Source organism: Actinomadura decatromicini (assembly GCF_008121305.1).
In the GTDB taxonomy this organism is placed as follows: Bacteria; Actinomycetota; Actinomycetes; order Streptosporangiales; family Streptosporangiaceae; genus Spirillospora; species Spirillospora syzygii.
Genome location: NZ_VSRQ01000007.1, coordinates 159,868 through 182,813 on the forward strand (window position 1 = coordinate 159,868; position 22,946 = coordinate 182,813).

General features: G+C 74.0%; 25 protein-coding genes. 11 read left to right on the forward strand and 14 right to left on the reverse strand.

Annotation, left to right across the window (positions count from 1 at the left end; all coding sequences use genetic code 11):
- Window positions 1-23: 23 nt before the first annotated feature.
- A complete protein-coding gene (locus FXF68_RS30380) occupies window positions 24-332 on the forward strand; it encodes a gas vesicle protein K (RefSeq protein WP_148766107.1) in 309 nt (102 codons plus the stop codon).
- 245 nt (window positions 333-577) lie between these two features.
- Here the strand turns inward: FXF68_RS30380 and cydC are convergent, their stop codons facing one another.
- The 7 genes from cydC to FXF68_RS30415 all read right to left on the reverse strand — a co-directional run bounded on the left by cydC (window position 578) and on the right by FXF68_RS30415 (window position 8,807).
- Window positions 578-2,290, reverse strand: coding sequence for a thiol reductant ABC exporter subunit CydC (gene cydC, locus FXF68_RS30385; protein WP_246179031.1), 1,713 nt, complete (start codon window positions 2,288-2,290; stop codon window positions 578-580).
- Between the two features lie 127 nt (window positions 2,291-2,417).
- Window positions 2,418-4,079 carry a thiol reductant ABC exporter subunit CydD gene (gene cydD / locus FXF68_RS30390; RefSeq protein ID WP_222870152.1) on the reverse strand — a complete coding sequence of 554 codons (1,662 nt, stop codon included), beginning with the start codon at window positions 4,077-4,079 and terminating at the stop codon, window positions 2,418-2,420.
- A 78-nt stretch (window positions 4,080-4,157) separates the two neighbouring features.
- The gene (locus FXF68_RS30395; RefSeq protein WP_148765237.1) at window positions 4,158-4,910 is read right to left on the reverse strand and encodes a cytochrome d ubiquinol oxidase subunit II; all 753 of its coding nucleotides are present in this window, start codon (window positions 4,908-4,910) and stop codon (window positions 4,158-4,160) included.
- Between the two features lie 40 nt (window positions 4,911-4,950).
- Entirely contained in the window at window positions 4,951-6,183 is a 1,233-nt protein-coding gene (locus FXF68_RS30400) for a cytochrome ubiquinol oxidase subunit I (RefSeq protein ID WP_246179032.1), read from the reverse strand.
- A gap of 347 nt (window positions 6,184-6,530) precedes the next feature.
- On the reverse strand, window positions 6,531-7,070 hold the full coding sequence (locus FXF68_RS30405) for a TIGR03086 family metal-binding protein (RefSeq protein ID WP_187438172.1): 540 nt from the start codon (window positions 7,068-7,070) through the stop codon (window positions 6,531-6,533).
- A gap of 204 nt (window positions 7,071-7,274) precedes the next feature.
- Entirely contained in the window at window positions 7,275-7,733 is a 459-nt protein-coding gene (locus FXF68_RS30410; protein WP_222870153.1) for a GNAT family N-acetyltransferase, read from the reverse strand.
- A gap of 357 nt (window positions 7,734-8,090) precedes the next feature.
- On the reverse strand, window positions 8,091-8,807 hold the full coding sequence (locus FXF68_RS30415; protein ID WP_148765246.1) for a DUF72 domain-containing protein: 717 nt from the start codon (window positions 8,805-8,807) through the stop codon (window positions 8,091-8,093).
- Window positions 8,808-8,936: 129 nt separating this feature from the next.
- Here FXF68_RS30415 and FXF68_RS30420 point away from each other — a divergent pair, with 129 nt between their 5' ends.
- Window positions 8,937-9,968 (forward strand): tyrosine-type recombinase/integrase, encoded by a 1,032-nt coding sequence (locus tag FXF68_RS30420; RefSeq protein ID WP_246179033.1) that lies wholly within the window; start codon window positions 8,937-8,939, stop codon window positions 9,966-9,968.
- Between the two features lie 108 nt (window positions 9,969-10,076).
- Here FXF68_RS30420 and FXF68_RS30425 read toward each other — a convergent pair whose 3' ends face one another.
- A complete protein-coding gene (locus tag FXF68_RS30425; RefSeq protein WP_148765250.1) occupies window positions 10,077-10,715 on the reverse strand; it encodes an HAD family hydrolase in 639 nt (212 codons plus the stop codon).
- Between the two features lie 86 nt (window positions 10,716-10,801).
- Window positions 10,802-11,311: a DUF1707 SHOCT-like domain-containing protein gene (locus FXF68_RS30430; protein WP_148765252.1), complete on the reverse strand. Its 510-nt coding sequence runs from the start codon at window positions 11,309-11,311 to the stop codon at window positions 10,802-10,804.
- 197 nt (window positions 11,312-11,508) lie between these two features.
- Here FXF68_RS30430 and FXF68_RS30435 point away from each other — a divergent pair, with 197 nt between their 5' ends.
- Complete coding sequence (locus FXF68_RS30435) at window positions 11,509-12,231, forward strand: DedA family protein (protein WP_246179034.1); 723 nt, start codon at window positions 11,509-11,511, stop codon at window positions 12,229-12,231.
- A gap of 345 nt (window positions 12,232-12,576) precedes the next feature.
- Window positions 12,577-13,377: a phosphatase PAP2 family protein gene (locus tag FXF68_RS30440; protein WP_148765254.1), complete on the forward strand. Its 801-nt coding sequence runs from the start codon at window positions 12,577-12,579 to the stop codon at window positions 13,375-13,377.
- Between the two features lie 31 nt (window positions 13,378-13,408).
- Here FXF68_RS30440 and FXF68_RS30445 read toward each other — a convergent pair whose 3' ends face one another.
- A complete protein-coding gene (locus tag FXF68_RS30445) occupies window positions 13,409-14,107 on the reverse strand; it encodes a response regulator (protein ID WP_148765256.1) in 699 nt (232 codons plus the stop codon).
- Complete coding sequence (locus FXF68_RS30450; RefSeq protein ID WP_148765258.1) at window positions 14,104-15,867, reverse strand: sensor histidine kinase; 1,764 nt, start codon at window positions 15,865-15,867, stop codon at window positions 14,104-14,106. Before FXF68_RS30450 ends, FXF68_RS30445 begins: the two co-directional genes overlap by 4 nt.
- 212 nt (window positions 15,868-16,079) lie before the next feature.
- On the opposite strand from FXF68_RS30450, the gene FXF68_RS30455 reads away from it, so the two are divergent.
- From FXF68_RS30455 to FXF68_RS30475, 5 genes are all read left to right on the forward strand, one after another.
- On the forward strand, window positions 16,080-16,745 hold the full coding sequence (locus FXF68_RS30455) for a response regulator (protein WP_148765260.1): 666 nt from the start codon (window positions 16,080-16,082) through the stop codon (window positions 16,743-16,745).
- 78 nt (window positions 16,746-16,823) lie between these two features.
- A complete protein-coding gene (locus FXF68_RS30460) occupies window positions 16,824-17,573 on the forward strand; it encodes an RNA polymerase sigma factor (RefSeq protein WP_246179035.1) in 750 nt (249 codons plus the stop codon).
- Window positions 17,570-18,382, forward strand: a complete 813-nt coding sequence (locus FXF68_RS30465) for a methylated-DNA--[protein]-cysteine S-methyltransferase (protein ID WP_148765262.1) — start codon at window positions 17,570-17,572, stop codon at window positions 18,380-18,382. The genes FXF68_RS30460 and FXF68_RS30465 overlap by 4 nt, the downstream gene beginning before the upstream one ends.
- A 201-nt stretch (window positions 18,383-18,583) precedes the next feature.
- Window positions 18,584-19,666 (forward strand): NAD-dependent epimerase/dehydratase family protein, encoded by a 1,083-nt coding sequence (locus tag FXF68_RS30470; RefSeq protein ID WP_148765265.1) that lies wholly within the window; start codon window positions 18,584-18,586, stop codon window positions 19,664-19,666.
- Window positions 19,667-19,788: 122 nt separating this feature from the next.
- Window positions 19,789-20,040: a hypothetical protein gene (locus FXF68_RS30475; protein WP_148765268.1), complete on the forward strand. Its 252-nt coding sequence runs from the start codon at window positions 19,789-19,791 to the stop codon at window positions 20,038-20,040.
- A 32-nt stretch (window positions 20,041-20,072) separates the two neighbouring features.
- Here FXF68_RS30475 and FXF68_RS30480 read toward each other — a convergent pair whose 3' ends face one another.
- Window positions 20,073-20,651 (reverse strand): TetR/AcrR family transcriptional regulator, encoded by a 579-nt coding sequence (locus tag FXF68_RS30480; protein ID WP_148765270.1) that lies wholly within the window; start codon window positions 20,649-20,651, stop codon window positions 20,073-20,075.
- Window positions 20,652-20,839: 188 nt separating this feature from the next.
- Here FXF68_RS30480 and FXF68_RS44175 point away from each other — a divergent pair, with 188 nt between their 5' ends.
- Both FXF68_RS44175 and FXF68_RS44180 read left to right on the forward strand, forming a co-directional pair.
- On the forward strand, window positions 20,840-21,223 hold the full coding sequence (locus FXF68_RS44175; RefSeq protein WP_246179036.1) for an alpha/beta fold hydrolase: 384 nt from the start codon (window positions 20,840-20,842) through the stop codon (window positions 21,221-21,223).
- Window positions 21,220-21,450 (forward strand): alpha/beta fold hydrolase, encoded by a 231-nt coding sequence (locus FXF68_RS44180; RefSeq protein WP_246179037.1) that lies wholly within the window; start codon window positions 21,220-21,222, stop codon window positions 21,448-21,450. The genes FXF68_RS44175 and FXF68_RS44180 overlap by 4 nt, the downstream gene beginning before the upstream one ends.
- Before the next feature lie 23 nt (window positions 21,451-21,473).
- Here FXF68_RS44180 and FXF68_RS30490 read toward each other — a convergent pair whose 3' ends face one another.
- Window positions 21,474-22,097 (reverse strand): IMPACT family protein, encoded by a 624-nt coding sequence (locus tag FXF68_RS30490; RefSeq protein WP_148766115.1) that lies wholly within the window; start codon window positions 22,095-22,097, stop codon window positions 21,474-21,476.
- Between the two features lie 28 nt (window positions 22,098-22,125).
- Window positions 22,126-22,905 (reverse strand): HAD-IIA family hydrolase, encoded by a 780-nt coding sequence (locus tag FXF68_RS30495; protein ID WP_148765273.1) that lies wholly within the window; start codon window positions 22,903-22,905, stop codon window positions 22,126-22,128.
- Window positions 22,906-22,946: the final 41 nt, after the last annotated feature.

Sequence of the window (22,946 nt, forward strand, 5' to 3'; positions counted from 1 at the left end):
CGCCCCCCGGCCGGAGACCGCCCATGGAGGCGGAACTGCGGGAACGCTCCGCGCGGACGATGCAGCGGCTGCGGTCCGACCCCGAGAACGTCGAACGGGACCTGGTGAAACTCGTCCTCACCCTGGTCGAGCTGATCCGGCAGTTGATGGAACGGCAGGCGCTGCGCCGCGCCGAGGGCGGCGACCTGTCCGACGACCAGATCGAGGCGCTGGGCCTGGCGCTGATGCGCCTGGAAGAGGCCATGACCCGCCTCAAGGACCACTTCGACCTGGACGACCACGACCTCAACCTCGACCTGGGCCCCCTAGGCCCCCTCCTCCCCGACGCCTGACCCACCCCCCGCGGCCGCGCCCCGCCCCCTGCACCTCCGGGGCGGGGCGCCCGCACGTCGACCGGGCGGCGGGCACGCGACTGAACATGAGGAAGGACAGGTGCACCCACGCGCCGAACCTCGCGAGCCGCCCCGCGACATCCGCCCGACGCAGCGCGTCCGCGCAGGACTCACCCAGCGGTTCCGCTTGGTCGAGCGCCTGACTGACCCGTGGTCCAGCCTGGTCAACGGGGCGGCCGGATGATCTAAGCGGTGGTGGTGAGGAGTTCGGCGTCCCACAAGTCGCGGTAGGCGCCCGGTAGCGCGAGGAGATCCTCGTGTCGCCCGCGTTGGACGACGCCGCCGCGGTCCAGGACCACGACCTCGTCGGCGGCGTCCAGGGCGGCCAGCCGGTGCGTGACCAGCAGCACCGTCCCACCGCGCGGCCCCGACAGCAGGTCACGGGTCAGCGCGTCCGCCGCCGCCGGATCCAGCGCCTCGGTCGGCTCGTCCAGCACCAGGACCGGCGGGTCGGCCAGCAGCGCCCGCGCCAGCAGCAACCGCTGCCGCTGCCCGCCCGACAGGCCCCGACCGCCCGCGCCGACGACCGTGTCCCACCCGTCCGGCATCGCCTCCACCACTTCCAGGAACCGGGCCCGCTCCGCCGCCGCCCGCAACCGAGCCATGTCCGCGCCGGGACGGGCCAGCAGCAGATTCGCCCGCACCGTCCCCGCGAACACGTGCGCGTCCTGCGCCAGCCCCCGCACCGCCGCCCGCACATCGTCGGGCGCGCACCGCGCCAGCGGGCACCCGCCGAGCTCCACCGTCCCCGCCACCACCGGTACGTCCCCGGACACCGCCGCCAACAGGGTGCTCTTCCCCGCGCCGCTCGCCCCGACCACCGCGACCCGGCGGCCCGGCTCCACCCGCAGGTCCACGCCGTCCAACGCGACCGCACCGCCGAAGGCGACCCGCACCCCTCGCAGCTCCACGCCCAGCGGACCCGCCGGAACCCGCACCGGCCTCGCCGGGACGGCCTCCGGGGGAGCGGCCAGCACCGCGCCCACGCGGCGCACCGCCGGAACCACCTCCCGCAGCCGCCGCGCCGCCTCCGCCAACGGCAGCACCGACTCCACCGCCACCAGCGACGTCAACGCCAGCACCGCCGCGCCCACCTCGTCCACCCCGGCACGCAGCCCCGCCCACGTCACCGCCGCCACCGTCACACCCTGCACCGCGAACCCGGCCGCGGCCGCCCACGCCGACACCCGCGCCGCCGACCGCTCCGCGGCCTCCAGCCGCGCCGCCGCGTCCCCGGCCCGCGCCGCGAACCGCTCCGCCGCACCGAACACCGCCAGATCAGCGGCCCCCTCCAGGACGTCCAGCGACCGCACCGCCAGCGCCTCCCGCCCCGCCGCGGCCCGCGCGGCCGCCCGACCCCCGGCCACCGCCGCCGCCCACGGCACGACCACCCCCGCGACCACGAGCCCCACCGCCAGCACCCCCGCGCCCGACGCCGCGACCAGACCGCACACCACCACGCCCGCGGCCCCGCACACCACCGCCGCCACCCCCGGAAGCACGCACCGCAGCAGCAGATCCTGGACCGCGTCCACGTCCGACACCATCCGCGTCAGCGCGTCACCGTCCCGCACCCGCCGCCGCCCCGCCGGACCCGCCGGACCCGCCGCCAGCGCGTCGAACACCCGTCCCCGCAACTCCGCCATCACCCGCAACGCCGCGTCATGCCCCGCCAGCCGCTCCGCGTACCGCAGCGTCCCCTTCGCCAGCGCGAACCCCCGCACCGCCACGATCGCCAACGACAACGCCGCCAACTCCGGCCGCTGCGCCGCCCGCGCGATCAACCACGCCGCCGCCGCGACCAGCCCCAGCCCGCACAACTCCGCCGCCGCCCCCGCGACCCCCGCCACGACCAGCCGCACCACCCGCGGCCGCACCACACTCCACACCCCCGTCACGCCGCCCCACCCCTCCGACACCCGCCGCCCAGGGCCCCGGGAGCACGACACCGCGATCCCCGCCCCACCACAGTCGGCCCGCCCCACACCTGGGAGAGGCGGTGAGGCGAGCTGCGCTTCGCCGCGGTCACGCCGCCACCTCCGCCCCCGTCGCGCCCTTCCGGGCCGCCTCGCCTGCCGCGACCACTCGGCCGCCGTCCAGGCGCACCACCCGGTCGGCCACCGCCACCAGCGCCGGACGATGCGCCACCAGCACCGCCGTCCGACCCGCCAGCAACCTCCCCGCCGCGTCCACCAGCACCCGCTCACTCCGCAGATCCAGCCGCGCCGTCGGCTCGTCCCACAACACCACCGGGCCACCCGACAGCCACGCCCGCGCCACCGCCAGCCGCTGCCGCTGACCCGCCGACAACCCGGCGCCACCCTCGCCGAGCACCGTCGCATACCCGTCCGGCAACGCCTCCACGAACTCCGCCGCTGCCGCCGCCCGCGCAGCCTCCACCACCCGCCCGTCATCGGCGCCCGGATCACCCAGCCGGATGTTGTCCGCCACCGACCCCGCGAACAAATACGGACGCTGCGGCACCCACCCCAACCGCGCCCGCCACGCCGCGAGATCCAGATCCGCCAGGTCGACGCCGTCCACCAGCACCCGCCCCGACTCCGGCACCACCAGGCCCGCCAGCACCAGCAGCAGCGTCGACTTGCCCGCCCCCGACGGACCCGTCACCGCCACCCGCTCACCCGCATCCACCCGCAACGACACCCCGTCCAGGGCCAACTCCCGCGACCCCGGATACCGGACGGTCACACCCCGCAGCTCCAACCACGGTGCACCGTCTTCAGTAACGACCCGTCCGCCGTGCACCACTGGCACCGGCGCGTCCAGCGCCGCGAACGCCTCACCCGCCGCCGCCACACCCTCCGCACTCGCATGGAACCGCTGGCCCAACGCCCGCAGCGGCAGAAACACCTCCGGCGTCAACACCAGCACCAGCAAACCCACCGACAGCGCCAACGACCCGTCCAGCAGCCGCAGCCCCACCGGCACCGCCACCAAGGCCACCGACAACGCGCACACCAGCTCCACCACCAGCGACGACAGGAACGCCATCCGCAACGCCCGCACACTCGCCCGCCGGTGACCGTCCGCCAACTCCCGCACCACCCACGACTGATGCGCCACCCGCCCGAACGCACGCAACGTCGACAGACCCGCCAGCACGTCCCGGAAATGCCCGCCCAACCGCTCCAGCAGCCCCCACTGCCGACCCGTCACCGCCGCCGTCCGCAACCCCACCAACGCACCGAACACCGGAACCAGCGGCACAGTCACCGCCACCACCAGAGCCGACGCCCAGTCCGCCCACGCCAGCCGCGCCAACACCACCACCGGCACCACACACGCCGCCAGCAACTGCGGCACATAACCGGTGAAGAACGGGTCCACGCAGTCCAGGCCGCGCGTCAGCAACGTCACCCGCGACCCGGCGACCCCACCCGCGCCCGCCTCCGCACCCGGACGCCGGAGCAGCGCCTCCCGCAGACCACGCTTCACCCTCGCCGCCGCATGCCCGGCCACCAGCGCCACAACCCACGCCAACACCGCACGGCCCGCCACCACACCCGCCAGCCACGGCAACGGACCCGCGTCCAACCCCGCCACCGCACGCACCAGCAACTCCGCCTGCACCACCAGCAGGACACCCTGCCCCGCCGCCAGCACACCCAGCCCCACCACGACCCGCCGAGGGACCAGCCGCAGCAGACGCCGCTCCACCGCCTTCACCACACCGCCTTCACCACACCGCCTTCACCACACCGCCTTCACCACACCGCCTTCACCACACCGCCTTCACCACACCGCCTACAGGTACGAGGGCGACTCCACCCGCCCCCGGAAGGTCCACCACACCAACGCCTGCGCCCCCACAAGCAACGGCAGCACCACCACCGTCACCACCGCCGTCATCGTCAACCCCGCACCGTCCGCCGCCGACCCCGACCACGGCAACCGCACACCCGCCACCACGGGAGCCACCGCCAGCACCACCGCCGACACCCCGTACCGCGACGGCACCCCACCGACCCGCACCGCACGCCCCGCCAGACCCACCGGCAGCCGCCACCGCGCGAACCCCGCCCCATGCCACGCGAACACCAACGCCAACGGCAGACCCAGCACGCTCCCCGCGTTCAGCCCACCGCCGCCCAACACCGAACCCAGCACCGACCCCCACGCCAACGCCAGCGCCCAACTCCCCGCCACCACCGCGCCGTCCCACACCGCCCGCCACGCCGCCGCGTCCACCCGGCCCCGCAGCCACAGCCCCATGTCGCGCACGACCCAACCGACGAGCAACACCACGACCAGCGGATACAACTCAGCCAGCAGCTCGTGCTCCAACCCCGGGAACGCCCCCGCCACCAACCCCGCCGCCGCCACCAGCCACACCTCGTTACCCAGGAAGAACGGCGCGAACGACGCGATCACCAACCGCCGCTCGCGCTCGTCGCGGCCCAGCCACGGCAGCAGCATCCCCACCCCGACATCCGCCCCCGCCAGCACCAGGTACCCGGCCGAGAACACCGCCAGCAGCACCACAGCAAGAGACTCCATCACCCAAACTCCCGTCATCCGCCTCGGAACGCCCAGACCGTCAGAACGTCGGAGACAACACCGGCGGCTCCACCGGGTCCGCCGGATCCGCCGGGGGAGACCCACCCAACCCCGCACCACCCGGACCCCGCCGCGCGAACCGCCCCAGCAGCCACCCGTTCACCACGAACAACCCCGCGAACAGCACCGTGAACACCACGAACGACGCCGCCAACGCACCCGACCCCACTCCCGGCGACAACGCGTCCCGCGTCTTCAACACCCCGTACACCGTCCACGGCTGCCGCCCCACCTCCCGGAACACCCACCCCGACAGCATCGCCACATACGGCAACGGCACGGAAGCGATCATCAAAATGTGGAAAACCCGGCCGCGCACCAGCCACCCGCCGAACCACACCTTCACCAACGCGACCGCCGCAACCAAGATCATCAGCGACCACATGCCCATCATCAGGCCCTCGCCCACACCCGCCAGACCCGGCGGCGTGTAATCGTCCGGCCCGAACCGCGCGGTGAAATCCGCCACCGCCGCGGCCGCGTCACCCCCACCGCTCTTCGTCGGCTGGACGTACTCGAACTGCATCCCCCCGAAAATCACCACCGGCATCACCGACACGATCACCGTCACCAAACCGACCCGCATCGACCGCCGGAAGAACTCCACCTCCGCTGTCCGCCGCAACAAGTGATAGCCACTCACGCCCGCGACGAAGAACCCCGCCGTCAGCAAACCCCCGAACAACACATGGAAGAACGCCACCACCGCGGTCGGATTCGCCAGCAACGCCCCCGCGTCCGTCAACCGCGCCACACCGTCCACCATCTCGAAACCCACCGGACGCTGCAGCCACCCATTCGCCACCAACACGAAATACGCCGACAGATAAGCCGTCAGCGTCACCACCCAGATCAACCCCAGATGCACCCACCGGTTCAGCCGATCCCACCCGAAAATCCACAAACCCAAAAACGTCGACTCCACGAAGAACGCCACGATCGTCTCCAACGCCAACGGCGCCCCGAAAACGCTCCCCGTCACCCGCGACATCCCCGACCAGTTCAAACCGAACTGGAACTCCATCACCAGACCGGTGACAATGCCCACCGCATAATTCACCACATACAACTGGCCCCAGAAACGCACCATCCGCTCATGCACCGCGCCGCCCGACACCACCGCACGCGTCTGCATCAACGCCACCAGCGTCGCCAATCCCAGCGTCAACGCCACGAACAAGAAATGCGTCCCCGCCGTCAGCGCGAACTGCACGCGCGCCAACCCCAGCCCGTCCCCGCCCACCAGCACACACTCCAAAGGATCGCCCGAAACGCCCCCCACGATCCTCGGCCCTCACACCACTCCCGCGAATCGGGCCCGAGCAGTCAACCTCCCTACACCTTCCGCATTACGTCCCCGCGGCCACTACATCTCCCGCAGTACACGACGACGCCACGCCACCACCCAAAAGAACGACCACCAGAAGAAGGACATGAAAAGCCCCGGCACCGACGGGCCGGGGGAGGGGAGTGGCTGCGGAGAGGGCCGCCTTCGCCGCCGCGCCGACGCGCCAGGCCTTTTCGCGCGACCGCCGGGCAGGCCGCGGCCCGAGGCGCGGGTCAGCCGGACAGGGGAGTACGGCCGTACAACGCGAGCAGACGCGCCTGATCGTCCGCGCCGTCCGGGACGCCCCGCTCCGGACCCACGAACCCCGCCTCACGCCCACGCGAAGCCAACGACCGCGCCTTCTCCAGCGCGTGCCGCGCCAAGTCCGGGTCGAACACCACCCGCTGCCCGGTCGCCTCCGCCAGATCCCACGAGTGGACGAGCAGCTCCTGCGGATAACCGTCCAACCACTCGCTCAACGCCACCCGCTGCCCGAACCCCAGCAGAATCCGCCGCGCCAGCGCCTCCGGAGTCAACGCCGCCGCCATCCGCGCCCGCGTCGCCCGCCAACTCGCCACCGGATCGCCGCCCGCCACCTCGCGCCAGTCCGGATCGTCCTGGGGGAGCGGACGACCGGCGGCGCGCAACTCCACCACGATCAACCCGGCGGTGACATGCCCGGCCACATCGATCGCGGACCAGCCCTCACACGGCGACGGCGAAAACCAGCGGTCAGCGGGCACGGCGTCCAGCACCGCCTCGAAACAGTCCAACGCCCGGACGAAACGCTCAGGGATCGCAGGGGTCAACGCCGCCACCGCCTTCGCCGGGTTCGCGGGACGCCCCGCACTGTAGCGACGCGCCGGGAGCACCGACAAGATCAGCCGGTGGTCGCCCCTTCCCGGCCCCGCCTGAGCCGCTACTTAACATAATGTTCATTATCGACCAACGATGGAGATCAGCTGAAGCGGGGCGAACTAGGCGGAATCCAACGCGATCCAGAACCGATCCTCGCCGCGGACACGGCCCGCCGGGACGCCGCCGTTCGCCACGATCACGCGGCGGGACGGCTCGTTGTCGGCGGCGCACGTGAGCAGCACGCGCTCCAGGCCGAGCCGCCGGGATTCGGCCAGGCCGGCGGCGAGCATCCGCGTGGCGTGCCCGCGGCGCCGCCACGCCGGGACGACGTGATAACCGATGTGCCCACCGGCCTCGGCCAGCTCGGGCGTCAGCGCATGCCGGACGATCAACGTCCCGATGTACTGCTCACCGGACACGTACCAGAACGTCGTACACGGCACGCCCCATCGTTCCCGGACGCCGCGGCGCTCGGCGACGAACGCGGCGAAGTCGTCCTGGGCCGGTTCGAGCCAGCCGGTCGACGCACCGTCCTCGAGACAGCTCGCCCACTCCCCGGCCAGGAACGATTCACGCACGTCCGTTGTCGGGCTGATCAAGCGCGGCGGTTGGGCAAGATCATTCACCTTCCCGAGTATCCCCTACGGAAAGCCCCTGGTCACAGGGGTTTGTGCTCGTTCGAGCTAACCAGACAGAAGCCGAATTCTGTCTGGTTTGCGTAGTTTGTCGGCTTTGTCCCTATGAATCGCAGGTGGGTGGCTGGAACGGCGTACGACTGCGATCCATCGCGTTGTTCCTGGTCACCACGCTGATGACGTCTTGCCGGAGCAATCTCGCTTGGCGCGTGCGGGTCCGCGACGACCTCCCCCTCCCCTCGATCGCGCCCCGTTCCCGGGCCGGAATGATCACGTAAGTGCCGCGCGGCCGGGACGCCGTCAGGAGGCGCCGGTGGTCAAGGCCATGAAGGCTAGGGCGTCGTGGACGGCGGCGCCGCCGGGGTCGTTGTTGAAGTACACGTACGCGTCGCTGTCCGCCGGGCCGAGCTCGCTTGCCCAGGAGCGGAGCGTGGCGTCGTCGTAGCGGGGCCATGGTTCGGCGGGACCTTCGTGGAAGCGGAGGTAGAGCCAGTCGGTCGTGCGCCAGAGCGGGGTGAGGGGGCGGCCGTGGCGGTCGGCCCAGCAGAGGGCGGCGCCGTGGTGTTCGAGGACGGCGCGGGTCTCGTCCGTCCACCAGGAGGGGTGGCGGGGTTCGACGGCGACGCGGACGTCGTCCGGGAAGCGGTCCAGGCAGGCGGCGAGGCGGTCGGGTTCGGCGCGGAGGGTGGGCGGGAGTTGGAGCAGGACGGGTCCGAGCCGGTCGCCGAGTCCGCGGGCGGCGTCCATGAGGCGGGCGACGGGTTCGGCGGAGTCGTGGAGGCGTTTCATGTGGGTGAGGTAGCGGCTGGCCTTGACCGCCATGACGAAGCCTTCGGGTGTGGCGTCGCGCCAGTTCTCGAAGGTGCCGTGTGTGGGGAGGCGGTAGAAGGCGTTGTTGTTCTCGACGGTGGTGAAGGTGTCGGCGTAGTGGTGGAGCCAGCGTCGTTGTGGGACGCCGTGCGGGTAAAGGACGTCGCGCCAGTCGGTGTACTGCCATCCGGAGGTGCCGATGCGCACTGGGTCGGTACTCCCCTCTTCCCTGGTCGGCGGGGTCGGTGCGGTGGTGATACCCCGGTGGGCGGGGTTCTGTCGGGGGCGGGCGATAGCGTCCGGCGGGTGCGTCCCTCTGAGATTCAGCGTCTGACCGTGGCCGAGACAGCCGACCGTTACGCGGAGATGGTGCGTGCGAAGACGTCGACGGGTGCGCTGACGCCGCGGACGGCGGAGGTGTACGTGCGTGACGTGCTGACGTTCGCGGAGCTGGCCGGCGGGGCGCGGGTGCTGGACGATCTGGCCGGTCAGGACGTCGATGAGGTGCTGTTGGCGTTCGCGCGCAAGCCGGACGGGCGGCGGCGGGCGGGGTCGGCGCCGGACCGGCGGGTGGCGGGGCCGGTGCAGAGTGCGGCGTCGCAGGCGCGGTTCCGGCGGTCGTTGTCGGCGTTCTTCAAGTATGCGGTGGTGGCGGGGTGGGTGCAGCTTGATCCGATGGGTGCGGTGACGGTGCGTCCGGTGCAGCGTGGGGGGTTGCGGGCGGAGCGGCGGGCGTTGACGGCGGAGCAGGCGGAGGGGTTGCTGGGGGCGGCGCGGGGGTTGGCGTCGGCGGGTCCGGGCGGGGTGGGTGGTCGTGCGGATCAGCGGACGGAGTTACGGGACGGGTTGATCGTGTTGTTGCTGGCGGCGGTGGGTCCGCGGGTGTCGGAGCTGACGGCGGCGAACGCGGAGGACTTCTTCGTCAACGGAGGGACGCGGTATTGGCGGATCTTCGGTAAGGGCGGGCGTACGCGGGACGTGCCGTTGCCGCACCCGGTGGCGGAGGTGCTGGACGCGTATCTGGCGGAGGGGCGGGCGCTGCTGGATCGGGGGCGGGAGCCGAAGGCCCTGTTGTTGTCGTGGCGGGGTCGGCGGTTGGCGCGGGGTGATGTGCAGGGGGTGATCGATCGGGTGTTGGCGCGGGTGGAGCCGGGGCGTCGGCGTGGTGTGACGCCGCATGGGTTGCGTCATACGACGGCGACGCATCTGTTGGCGGCGGCGACGGACATGGACGCGGTGCGGCGGGTTCTGGGGCATTCGGATCTGTCGACGCTGGGCCGGTACCGGGATGAGCTTCCGGGTGAGTTGGAGGCGGCGATGCGGGTGCATCCGCTGCTGGGTCCGGTGGAGGGCCGCCGCCGAGGCTGACCGGTCCTCCGCTCCCCCGCACCGCGCCGCTCCCCTGGGCTGGCCGACGCCGCACGGTCTTTCCGTTGGCGCTGGCGCGGCGGGGGCCTGGGCTTGGGGGTTGTGAGTTCAGGTGGTGTGGAGGGTGCGGGCGAGGGTGTAGGCGGCGGTGAGGTCGGTGCCGTTGTAGTGGAGGGCGGCGATGTCGGCGAGGTGGTGGTCGGCGTTGACGGCGAGGGTGTTGGTGAGGTGGCGGAACAGGGGCGCGTCCGACATGGAGTCGCCGTAGGCGGTGCATTGCGCGGGGGTGAGCGCGTGGCGGGCGCGGAGTCGTTCGGCGATGTCGACCTTGTCGGCGGGGGTGAGGATGCCGCTGGGGTCGAGGGTGCCGGTGAAGGGCATCGGGGGGAAGCGTGAGGCGATGACGTGGTCGAAGCCGAGGTCGAGGAGGTGGCGGGCGAAGAAGTCCGGCGACATGGTGATGACGGCGGAGTGTTCGCCGCGGGCGTGGATGTCGGCGCAGACGTCGGCGATGCCGGTGAGCCAGGTGGCGTCGGTGTAGGCGGTGGCGACGATGGCGGGGGTGAGGTCGCGCCAGAGCCGGTGGATCTCGGTGGAGAAGGCGCGGGTGTCGAGGGCGCCGGTGGCGAAGCGGGCTTCGAGGTCGTGGAGTTCGGGGAGGGTGCCGAGGTGACGGGCTATTTCGAGGTTGGCGGTGGTGCCGGTGAGCAGCGTGCCGTCCATGTCGAAGATGTGCAGGTGTCCCACGGTTTTTGGAGTGTGGTGGACGTCCGGGGGTGAGCGCGACTGGTTTTTCGATGCGGGAGCCTTCGGACGGTGTCTTCGTTGGGGGGTCAGTGGTCGTCGCGTGAGGGCCAGATGGCGTAGGAGACGAGAATGGCGGCCCAGATGCCGAGGGGGACGACGGGCCAGAAGAACGTCCACTCCCCCTTGCGGACGGCGGACGCGGCCCATATGACGGTCATGATGGCGGCGCCGCCGGCCCAGTAGCCCCATTCGTCGAGCCAGGCGCGTTTGTCGGCCTCGGCTTCGGCGGTGCGCCGGGCGGTTTCGGCGCGGTCGCGGGCGGCACGGGACTCGGGCAGGTCGGCGGTGAGGCGGTGGAGGTCGCCGCGGGTGGTGGCGGTGAGGGCGCGGTCGAGGCGGCGGCGGTGTTCGGCGGTGTCGAGGGCGCCTTCGGACAGGGCGTCGCCGAGGCGTTGGACGGTGGTGTCGCGGTCTTGGTCGGACGCGCGGACGCGGTCGGGCGTGCGCTCGTACGCGTGATCCTGCCCCTGCCCCTGGGCGTCGGCCTGGGCGTGAAGTCGGGCGTGGGTGGTCAGCGGTTCGGGTTCGGGTTTCATGGTGCGCTCCCCCGGTCGGTGTGGTGGGCTGCGTCGTTTTCCAGGGTCGCGCGGGGGTGGGCGGTGGTGCTTCGTCCGGGGTGAGGATCCGGGTGTACATCGTTCGCAGGACCGGGGGTCGCCCTGTCGAAGGTCGGGGATGGTCGTGGTCTTTCGCCTGATTCGCGGGTGGCGGGTCGTTTCCTAGCGTCGTGTCCATGGACGGGGTGATGGGTTTCGTGGACACGGCGGTGACGTCGCCGTGGTTCTATCTGGCGCTGTTCGCCGTGGCGGCGTTGGACGGGTTCTTCCCGGTGGTGCCGAGCGAGAGCATGGTGATCACTGCGGGGGTGTACGCGGCGTCGGGGGGTCCGGAGCTGGTGCCGGTGGTGGTGCTGGCGGCGCTGGGCGCGTTCGCGGGTGATCACGTGTCGTATGTGCTGGGGCGCGGGTCGGGTGGGCGGCTGGTGCGGCGGGCGCGGCCGGGGACGCGGCGTCATCGGGCGTTCGGGTGGGCGGGGCGGACCGTGGCGGAGCGGGGCGGGCTGATCCTGGTGGTGGCGCGGTATGTGCCGGGCGGGCGCACGGCGGTGACGTTGACGATGGGCGCGGTCGGATACAGGTTGCGGTCGTTCTCGCTGTTCGCGGCGGTCGCGGCGGTGTCGTGGGCGTTGTACGGGACGTTGCTGGGTTATGTGGGCGGGGCGGCGTTCGAGGACGATCCGCTGAAGGGTGTGGCGGTCGGCCTGGGGTTGGCGTTGTCGGTGACGGCGTTGGTGGAGACCGTCCGGTTCACGCGCCGCCGCCACACCACCGGCCACACCTCTGACTACGCAACCGACCACACCTCCGACCGCACCACCGGCCACGCGACCAGAGGAGCGAAAGAAGAGGTGTCCGGAGCCACGTCCGGAGGCTCGACCAGAGGAGTGGCCGGGTAAGGGGCCAGCGGCGGAGCGAGTGAGCTGGTCTTTGGTCTCGGCGAACTGTCCGTCGGTCAGCAGCACCTCGCCGGTCGGGGGCGGGAGGGCGGGGGCCGTGGTCGGGAGCGCGGTGGAGCGGGTGCCGGGTGCGGCTGAGGGCAGGCGGTCGTCCTGAGCGGTGCGCGGTTGGGGTGAGCGGCAGCTCTTGCGTGGGGCGGGGGCGGCGGGGGTTTCGGTGTCGGGCGTGTGATCGGCGGTTTGTGCCGAGTGTGACGTCGGCATGGCTCTAGGGTGAACATTGGCGGTCCGCAAGGTGTCTCACAGGTGTCGGGCGCGGGGCCGTCGATGAGCGTGAGGGAGAGTATGGGACCGCCGGAGTTCAGTGCCGATCTGTACCGGGAGATCACCGAGTTCGCCGTGGGGACGCCGTCGTGGGTGCATTCGGTGGCGGAGGTCGGGACGGATGCGGGCCTGCTGCTGTTCGGGGTGTTGTTCGTGGCGGGCTGGTGGCGGGCGCGGGGCAGGGACGCGCGGTCGATGGGGTTGGCGCTGGCGGCGCCGTTCGCGATGGTGGCGGCGTATCTGGTGAGCGAGGTGTCCAAGGACGCGATTCAGGAGGAGCGTCCGTGCCGGGCGGTGGCGGGGGCGGTGCACATCGCGGCGTGTCCGTCGCCGGGTGACTGGTCGTTCCCGAGTAATCACGCGACGATCGCGGCGGGGTCGGCGGCGGCGATCGTGGTGGCGTGGCGGGCGATGGCGCCGTTGGTGCTGCCGCTGGCGGCGGTGATGGCGTTCTCGCGGGTGTTCGTGGGTGTGCATTATCCGCATGATGTGGCGGCGGGGTTCCTGGTCGGGGTCGTGGTGGCTTCGGTGGTGGCGGTGCTGTTGGCGGCGGTGCTGCGGCCGGTGGTGGAGTGGTCGCGAGGTATGGCGCCGGGCGCGGTGCTGTTGGGTGCGCGTCCGGTGGTGGCTGCGGGTGGAGATTGGAACGCGCCGGGTCCGGTGCCGGTGGGGGCGCCCGTTCCCGGGGGCGCGTCCGTTGCGGCGGGCGGTCCTGGCCGGGGGCTGATGGACGAGGCGGCGGTGACGTCGCCGGACGTGATGGGCGGCCTGCCGCCCGTGCCCCGTGGCGTAACCAGCACGTACGGCCCCCACGGCTCTTAGCGGCCGCGCTCCGCCCCGCGGCGGGAGCGTGTCAGGCGCGGTGTTCTGGGCTGAAGGCGCCGGAGGTGTCGGTTGTCGCGGTGTCGACCAGCCCGGCTTCGTAGGCGAGGACGGCGGCTTGGACGCGGTTGCGGACGTCCAGGCGGGTGAGGATCGCGCTGACGTAGGCCTTGACGGTGCCTTCGACGACGTGGAGGCGCGCGGCGATCTCGGCGTTGGGGAGTCCGGCGCCGAGGAGGGCGAGGACGTCGCGTTCGCGTGGGGTGAGGTCGGCGGTGCGGCGGCGGGCGCGGGCGCCGCCGGTGAGGCGGTCGCCGCCGAGTTCGGTGATGACGCGGTGGGCGACCTTCGGGGAGAGGTAGGCGGCGCCGTCGGCGACGGCGCGGACGCCGGTGATGAGTTCGCGGGGGTCGCCGGATTTGAGGAGGAATCCGCTGGCGCCGCCGGCGAGGGCCTGGGCGATGTAGTCGTCCTCGCCGAAGGTGGTGAGCATGATGACGCCGGTGGCGGGGGCGGTGCGGCGGAGTTCGGCGGCGGCGGCGAGGCCGTCGAGGCGGGGCATGCGGATGTCGAGGAGGGTGACGTCGGGGCGGTGGCGGAGGGTGAGGTCGACGGCCTCGTGTCCGTCGGCGGCCTCGGCGACGACGTCGATGGCGGGGTCGGCGGTGAGGATGGCGCGGACGCCGGCGCGGATCATGGCTTCGTCGTCGGCGAGCAGCACGCGGATCACGGGCCGTCCTTTCGGTGTGCGGGTTCGTCGGGGCGTCCGGCGTTGAGCTGGGCGGTGTCGTAGGAGTTCTTGGCGGTGAGGCGGCCGCCGGCGAAGCAGAGGCGGTAGACGCGTCCGGCGCCGAGGAGTCCGGAGTCGGGGCGGTAGTAGCGGCAGCGGGTGTGGGCGGGTTCGGGGACGGTCTGGCGGACGACGTCGGCGTCGGGTGTCTCCAGCGGCGGGAGGGTGTCGTTGACGCGGTCCTCGGGGTCGCCGACGTGGAGGGCGGCGTAGTCGGCGGGTTCGAGGACGGAGTTGAGGGTGGTGTAGGCGTAGTAGCCGACCATGATGCCGCCGAGGACGGTCATGAGGGCGGTGGGGACGGCGATGGCGGTGATCAGGCCGCGGCGGACCTGGCGGCGTCTGGTGGCGAGGTGCCGCGCCGATTCCGACGTCCACTCCCCCACGTCTGTGCCGGGGGTCGGGGTGGTGGGGGTGGTGGGGATGTCGGCGGTGACCTTGAAGCCGCCGCCGGGGGCGGGGGCGGCGTGCAGGGTGCCGCCGAGGACGCGGACGCGTTCGGTGAGGCCGGTCAGTCCGTGGCCGCCGGACGGGAGGAGCGGCGGGTCGCCGGGGGGCGGCTGGTTGGCGACGGTGACGGTGATCGGTTCGCCGGGTCCGCGGTGGGTGAGGTGGACGGTGACGGCGGCGCCGGGGGCGTGTTTGGCGGCGTTGGTGATCGCCTCCTGGACGACGCGGTGGGCGGCGAGCGCGACCATCGGCGGTACCTCCCGCTCCGGCCCGGGGCCGTCCCCTGTCGGGGTGTCCGTTTCCGGATCGCTCGGCCCGTCGCCCGGGCCGGGGGCGTCGATGGTGAGGTCGATGGGGACGCCGGACGCGCGGGCGCGTTCCACCAGGTCGGGGATGCTCTCCCGGGCGGGCCGCACCGGCGCCCCGCCGGGCTCGGGGGCGGTGTCGTCGCGGAGGACGCCGATGATCTCGCGGAGGTGGTCGGTGGCCTCGGCGGCCCCGGCGCGCAGTTCGGCGGCGGCGGCGCGGTGCCGGTCGGCGAGGCCGGGCGCGACCTGCAGGGCCCCGGCGCGGACGGCGATGAGGGCGAGTTCGTGGCCGAGGGAGTCGTGCATGTCCTGGGCGATGCGGGCGCGTTCGCGGAGGCGTTCGCGTTCGGCGATGATGCGCTGCTGGTGTTCCAGGCGTTCGGCGCGTTCCCATCCGGCGCGCAGGAGTTCCTGGTACTGGCGCCAGTAGCGGCCGACGAGCCAGGGCAGGACGCCGAGGAGGACGAGCCAGACGGTGGCGGGGAACCAGGCGGTGACGTTCAGGCCGCGGGCGACCGACAGGGCGGCGCCGCCGGCGAGGACGGCGGCGAACCCGAGCAGCGGGGGCTGCGCGCGGGCGGTGCGCAGGCCGGTGAGGTAGGCGAGGACGGGCATGGCGAACGCGAAGTTGCCGTGCAGGCCGGTGAGGCACATGGCGGCGAGGAGCGCGGTGGTCGGCCAGGCGCGGCAGACCGCGACGGCGGCGGCCAGGACGGCGAGCCCGGCGAGTTGGGCCCATGGCACCGGCCCGCGTCCGGGCGGCGGGGACAGGACGCCGATCACCGGGGGGAACGCGAACAGCGCGAACAGCAAGACGTCGGTGATGACCGCGGTCCGGGACGGGCGCCGGACCGCGGCGCGGACCGTCCCGCGCAGCTCCGCGAGCCGCGCCGCCGCGCCGGGGCGGGCCGGGACCGGGGCGGGGGACGCGGGGGTGTTCACGCGGTCCACGCTACAAGCCGGTGATATGGCCCGTTACTGACGAAAGTCAGGGGTGCCCGGGGCCCCGGCCGGTGGTGGGGCCGGACGCGGCGCGGGACGGGCCCGGTCTGAACTACGGTTGGCGGGCTGGACGGCGCACGAGAAGGGGCGGCGTGCGCGGGCAGGGAGCGTGCGGGGCCGGGGTGTCCTCCGCCGGAGGAGAGGGGGGTCGTGTGATCCGGGTGATGCTGGCCGACGACCAGCGGCTGGTGCGGGCGGGGTTCCGGTCGATCCTGGCGGGCGAGGACGACATCGAGGTCGTCGCGGAGGTCGGGGACGGTCTGGAGGCGGTGCGGGTCGCGTCGGAGCTGCGTCCCGACGTGGTGCTGATGGACATCCGGATGCCCGTCCTGGACGGGTTGGAGGCCACGAGCCGGATCACCTCCGATCCGCGCCTGGACGCGGTCCGCGTCGTGATCCTCACCACGTTCGACCTGGACGACTACGTGTACAGCGCGATCAAGTCGGGGGCGAGCGGGTTCCTGGTGAAGGACACCGAGCCGCCGGAGCTGATCCACGGGGTGCGGGTGGTGGCGCGCGGGGACGCGCTGCTGGCGCCGACGGTGACGCGGCGGCTGATCGCCGAGTTCGCGTCGCGGATCGCGAAGCCGCCGCCGGCCGAGCGGCTGGACCCGCTGACCGACCGGGAGCGGGAGGTGCTGGAGCTGGTCGCGGCGGGCCTGTCGAACGAGGAGATCGCGGGACGGCTGGTGCTGTCGCCCGCGACCGCCAAGACGCACGTCAGCCGGATCCTGTCGAAGGTCGGGGCGCGGGACCGGGCGCAGCTCGTGGTGCTGGCCTACGAGACGGGCATGATCCGTCCCGGCTGGCTCGGCTGACCCGCCGCGCGCCGCGCCGGCCCGCGGACCCGCCGCCGGGTGCCGCAACGTGACGGGGCGCGGCGGTGTTGAACGGATGTGACGGTAACGGACGAGGAACTCCCCCGCACCCGCCCCGGCCCCGCCGCCGACGGTCCCGCCGACGACGGTCCCGCCGACGACGGCGGGCCGCAGGGCGCGACGGACGCGGGCGCGGCGCCTGCGGACCAGGCCGCCGCGGAAGAGGCGGCCGCGCGGGTCGTCGCGGCCCTGTCCCGCGACCTGGACGCCGGGTTCGAGGCCATGTACGAGGCGTACCGGGGTGCGGTGTTCTCCACGGCGCTGCGGCTGTGCGGGCGGTGGGCCGAGGCCGAGGACCTGTCGGCGGAGGCGTTCCTGCGCGCCTACCGGGCGCTGTGCGGGTACGGTCCGGCGCGGATCGAGGAGCTGCGGCCGCGGGCGTGGCTGCTGACGATCCTGACGAACGTGTGGCGCAACACCGTCCGGTCGGCGGTGCGGCGCCCGCCGCCGGGGCCGCTGGAGGACGCGCCCGACCCGCCCGACCCCGGCGAGGGAGTGGAGGACGCCGCCGCCCGCCACGAGACCGGCCGGGAGCTCGCCGCACTGCTGAGCGAGCTGCCCCGGGCGCAGCGCGCGGCCGTGGTGCTCCGGCATGTCGCCGGGCTGCCGGTCGCGGAGATCGCCGTCGTCCTCGGCGTCCCGGAGGGCACCGCCAAGTCGCACGTCTCCCGGGGGCTGTCCCGGCTGCGCGCGCTGCGCGGCCGGCCACGGCCCGGCCCGCAAGACACGGAACCGCAGCACCTTGACCAGCGAGGGGGCACCCCATGAACCACCACTACGACAACCCCGCCCTCAACCCGGCCAGCGGCGGCCCGGAAGGCGACCTGACGGGCGAACTGGCCGGTGAGCTTGCGGGACTCGCCGTCGAGGCGCCGCCGTCGCTGCTGGACCGGGTCGCCGCACGCCGCGTCCACGTCCCCGGGCCCTTGGAGGGCGTGCAGGTCGCGTTCACCGACCAGGGCGTGGCGTTCCTGCGCGCCGGGATGGACGACGCCGAGTTCGCCGCCGCGTTCCGGGCCCGGTTCGCGCGTCCGCTGCTGCCCGCCGCGCGTCCGCCCGCCGGGCTGGTGCCCGCGCTGCGCACCGGGCGGCTCGGCGGGCTGCGGCTGGACCTGCGGGGCCTCAGCGGCTTCGAGGCCGCCGTGCTGCGCGCCGCCGCGGCGATCCCGCGCGGGCAGACCCGCCCGTACGCGTGGGTGGCGCGGCAGGCCGGGCGGCCGAAGGCGGTGCGGGCGGTGGGGTCGGCGCTGGGCCGCAACCCGGTGCCGCTGCTGATCCCCTGCCACCGCGTCACCCGCTCGGACGGGACGCTAGGCGAGTACGTGTTCGGCGCCGCCGCCAAGGAGCGGCTGCTGCGCGCCGAGGACGTCGACGTCGACGCGGCCGCCGACCTGGCCGGCCGCGGCGTCCGCCTCGTCGGCAGCGACACCACCGGGATCGTGTGCTATCCGACCTGCGGCGACGCCCGCCGGATCACGGCCGCGCACCGGCGCGGGTTCCGCGACCTGGCCGCCGCCCGCGCCGCCGGGTACCGGCCGTGCGAGCGGTGCCGTCCCGGCGACCCGCACCCGGCCTGACCTCCAGCCTGACCTCCGGCCTGCCCCGCCCGCCGTCCTGCCCGTCTCCTGCCCCGTCTCCGCCCGCCCGTCCCCGTCCCCTCCCATGTTCTCGCCCGGGTGCGGAGGGCGGGGCATAGATCGGCGCGGGGCGGGAATGGGCCCGGTCCCGTCCACCTGCGGGGACGGTTCCGCGGGGGCGGCATGAGGAGGGAGGCCGCCATGCGCGTCGTCGTGACCGGCGCGACCGGCAACATCGGGACCCGCACGGTCCGGGCGCTCGCCGCGGACCCGGCCGTCACCGCGATCACCGGCCTCGCCCGCCGTCGGCCCGACCCCGACGCGGGGCCGGACGCGGGCCTGGGCGCGGACGAGGCGGGCAAGGTCGAGTGGGCCGAGGCCGACGTCACCGACAGCGACCTGGTCCCGCTGATGCGCGGCGCCGACGCCGTGGTGCACCTGGCGTGGCTGTTCCAGCCGACGCACCGCCCCGCCGTGACGTGGGACGCCAACGTCCTCGGCAGCTCCCGCGTGTTCGACGCGGCCGCCGAGGCGGGCGTCCCGGCGCTGGTGTACTCGTCGTCGGTCGGGGCGTACTCCCCCGGCCCCAAGGACCGGGCGGTCGACGAGTCGTGGCCGACGCACGGCTGGCCGGGCGCCGCCTACAGCCGGGAGAAGGCCTACGTCGAACGTCTCCTGGACGTGTTCGAGGCCGCGAACCCCGACTGCCGCGTCGTGCGGATCCGGCCGGGGTTCGTGTTCGAGCGGCAGACCGCGGCCGAGCAGCGGCGGCTGTTCGCCGGTCCGCTGCTGCCGGGGCGCCTGGTCCGGCCGGGGCGGGTGCCGGTCGTCCCGGACATGCCGGGGCTGACGCTGCAGGCGCTGCACTCGGCGGACGCCGGGGAGGCGTTCCGGCTCGCCGCCACCGGCGACGCGCGCGGCGCGTTCAACGTCGCCGCCGATCCCGTCCTGGACGCGGCGGCCCTCGCCGACATCCTCGGCGCGCGGACGGTGCGGGTGCCGGTGCGGGGGGTGCGGGCCGCGGTCGCCGCCGCGTGGGCGTTGCACCTGGTGCCCGCCTCGCCGGGCCTGCTCGACCTGGCCCTGCGGGTGCCGGTGATGGACACCGCGCGGGCCCGGGACGAGCTCGGCTGGACGCCCCGGCACTCCGCCCGCGCGGCGATCGAGGAGTTCCTGGAGGGCCTGCGCACCGGCGCCGGGCGCGGCACCCCGCCCCTGTCGCCCGGCACGGGCGGTCCGATGCGGGCCCGCGAATTCGCCACCGGCATCGGCCGCAAACCCTGACCCCGCAACCACCGGCCGTTCCGCCGTTCGTTCCGACGACCGTTCCGCCGGCCATCCCGAGGCCAATCGTCCCGAGTGGGACCCGTTTCCAGCCGTACCGCCGAAACCCGGAGGGGCAGTCCATGCCGACGATCACTTCCGAGCACCTGCACGCCCTGCTGGCCTCCACCGACCGCGACGCCGCGCTCGTCGTCGTCGGCGGGCACGCGAGGGTGGTGCCGCGCGACCCGTCCCGCGGGGACGGGCCCGAGGACGCGCTCGTCCTCACCACCCGCGACGCCGTGATCGCCGAGCTGGACACCGGCGCCAACGACGAGCAGATCGAAAGCCTCGCCCAGCGCCTCGACGTCGCCCTGGACAGCCTCGGCGGCTGACCCCGCGGGCGGGTCCGGCTCGCGGGGGCGTGTCAGCGGGGGCCGGGCGGCGAAGGGGCGAGCACGCCCGACAGGAACAGCGACGTCACCGACGCGCTCGCCTCCTCCACTTCCAGTCGCCGTCCGACCACCCGCGTCACCACGCCCTCCAGCAGGCTGAAATACAGCTCGGCGAGGGTGTGGACGGGGATGTCGGGCCGGAACGCGCCCGACCGGGCGCCGCGCTCGAACACCGCGCGCAGCGGCGCCGCGAGCCGCCGCTCGACCCGCCGCGCCTCCGCCGGCGTCCGGCCGAACAGGCCCGCTGTCCGGTAGCGGGCGGCCACGGCGATCGTCGCGCCGGTCATCCGGGCGACGGCCTCCTCGATCGGGACGGTGTCCAGCCGCGCGTCGGCGAGCCGCCCGGCCAGGTCGGCCAGCGCCGCCTCGGACAGGGCGCACAGCAGCGCGTCCCGGGTCGGGAAGTAGCGGTCCAGGGTGTCGCGGGGCACTCCGGCGGCGCGGGCGACGTCGGCCATGCTCGCCGGGCCGTCCCGCTCGGCCAGTACCGTCGCCGCGGCGTCGAGGATCCCCGCCCGGACCTGGTCGCGGAGGATGAAACTGCTGGTCATCGCCGGGTGATGCTACACGACGCCCACCCCGCCCGACGTGCCGTTCCGGGGAAGGCACCGACGGGCCGTCCGCAGGTGTCCGTCCGGGGGCCTCTCGTTCGTCGGTGGGGTGAACGGCCGCGCCCGCACCCTCCCGGGCCTGCCCGCGCGTCGGCCGGAACCCGCCGGAACCTGGGAAGGACACCCTCATGGACATCGTGAAATCCGCGGACGGCACCCGCATCGCCTACGACCGCACCGGCGACGGCCCCGCGCTCATCTACGTCGGCGGCGCGCTCAACGACCGGGGGTCGGGCGCCGCGCTCGCCGCGCTCCTCGCCCCGGACCACGCCGTGCTCGCCTACGACCGGCGCGGGCGCGGCGACAGCGGCGACACCCCGCCCTACACCGTCGAACGCGAGATCGAGGACATCGCCGCCCTCATCGGCGCCGCGGGCGGCGCGGCGACGCGGTCGCGCTGTTCATGGCGGCCGTCGGGATGCCCGAGGACGCGGTGCGGCGGATGCGGGGCGCGCCGATGTGGCCCGCGTTGGAGGCGCTCGCGCCGTCGCTGGCCTACGACTCGGCCGTGATGGATGACTCGGGCGGCGGCGGCGCCGTCCCCGAGGAGACCCTGCGCCGGGTCGCGGTCCCGGTGCTCGTCCTGGACGGCGGTGACAGCCCGGCGTGGATGCGCGACGTCGCCGCCCGCACCGCCGAACTCCTGCCCGCCGGGACGCACCGCACCCTGCCCGGCCAGACCCACGACGTCGCAGCGGACGCGCTCGCGCCCGTCCTGTCCGAGTTCCTCACCACCTGACACCCGGCCGGTCCCGGGGGCGGTCAGGGGACGGGGACCTCGATGTGGCCGGGCGCGCCGCGCCGCAGCCGCGCGCGTCCGGCCGTGACCCGCGCCGCCCACGCCTCGAACTCGGCGAGGCCGGCCGCCGGGACCGCCACGTCGGCCTCCACGCCCGCCCCGTAGCGGACGTCGCCGGGCTGCGGGCCGCGGGCGTGCAGGTCGGTGAGGAACCGTCCCGCCAGGGCGTGGTCGACGGCCACCGTGACCGTCACCACCGGGCGCAGCTCCACCACCCCGACCGCGTCGACCGCGTCGCCGACCGCCTGGGCGTAGGCGCGGGCCAGGCCGCCCGCGCCGAGCTTCACCCCGCCGAAGTACCGGGTGACGACCGCGGCGGTCCCGGTCAGGCCGCGGCGGACCAGCACCTCCAGCATCGGGACGCCCGCCGTCCCCGCGGGCTCCCCGTCGTCGCTGCTGCGGGTGATCTCGCCGTGGTCCCCGACGACGTAGGCGGTGCAGTTGTGGGTCGCGTCGCGGTGCGCGCGGCGGTGCGCGGCGATGAACGCCGCCGCGTCCGCCTCCTCCGCGACCCGGGCGAGGGTGCACACGAACCTGGATCTGCGGACCTCAAGCTCACGCGTCCCGCCGTCCCGGATCATCCGCATCGCCGCCGCCACCGGCCCCGCCCCCCGGTCAGACCAGGTCGTGCAGGTCCGCGATCGACGGGACGACCCGGTGCGGCCGGAACGGGAACCGCGCGATCTCCTCCTCGCGGGTCACGCCCGTCAGGACCAGGATCGTCTCCAGCCCGGCCTCGACCCCGGCGACGATGTCGGTGTCCATCCGGTCGCCGACCATCGCGGTCCGCTCGCTGTGCCCGCCGATCATGTTCAGCGCCGTCCGCATCATCAGCGGGTTCGGCTTCCCGACGAAGTACGGCTCCACCCCCGTCGCCCGGGTGATCATCGCCGCGACCGCGCCGCACGCCGGGAGGGACCCCTCCGGGGACGGGCCGATCGGGTCGGGGTTGGTCGCGACGAACCGGGCGCCGCCCTCGATCAGCCGGATCGCCCGCGTGATCTGGGAGAAGCTGTAGGTGCGGGTCTCGCCGAGGACCACGTAGTCGGGGTCGATGTCGGTCAGCACGAAGTCCGACTCGTGCAGCGCCGTCGTCAGCCCCGCCTCCCCGATCACGTACGCCGACCCGGCGGGGCGCTGGTCGGCGAGGAACTTCGCGGTCGCCAGCGCCGACGTCCAGATCGACTCGGCCGGCACCCGCAGGCCCGCGGCCGCGAGCCGCGCCGACAGGTCCCGCCGCGTGTAGATCGAGTTGTTGGTCAGGACCAGGAACGGCTTGCCCGACGTCGACAGCCGCCGGACGAACTCCTGCGCCCCGGGGACGGGACGGCCCTCGTGGACCAGCACCCCGTCCATGTCCGACAGCCAGTAGTCGATCGGCCCGCGCTCGCTCATGCCCCCATTGTCGCAGGCGAAGATCGTCACCCGGCCATCCC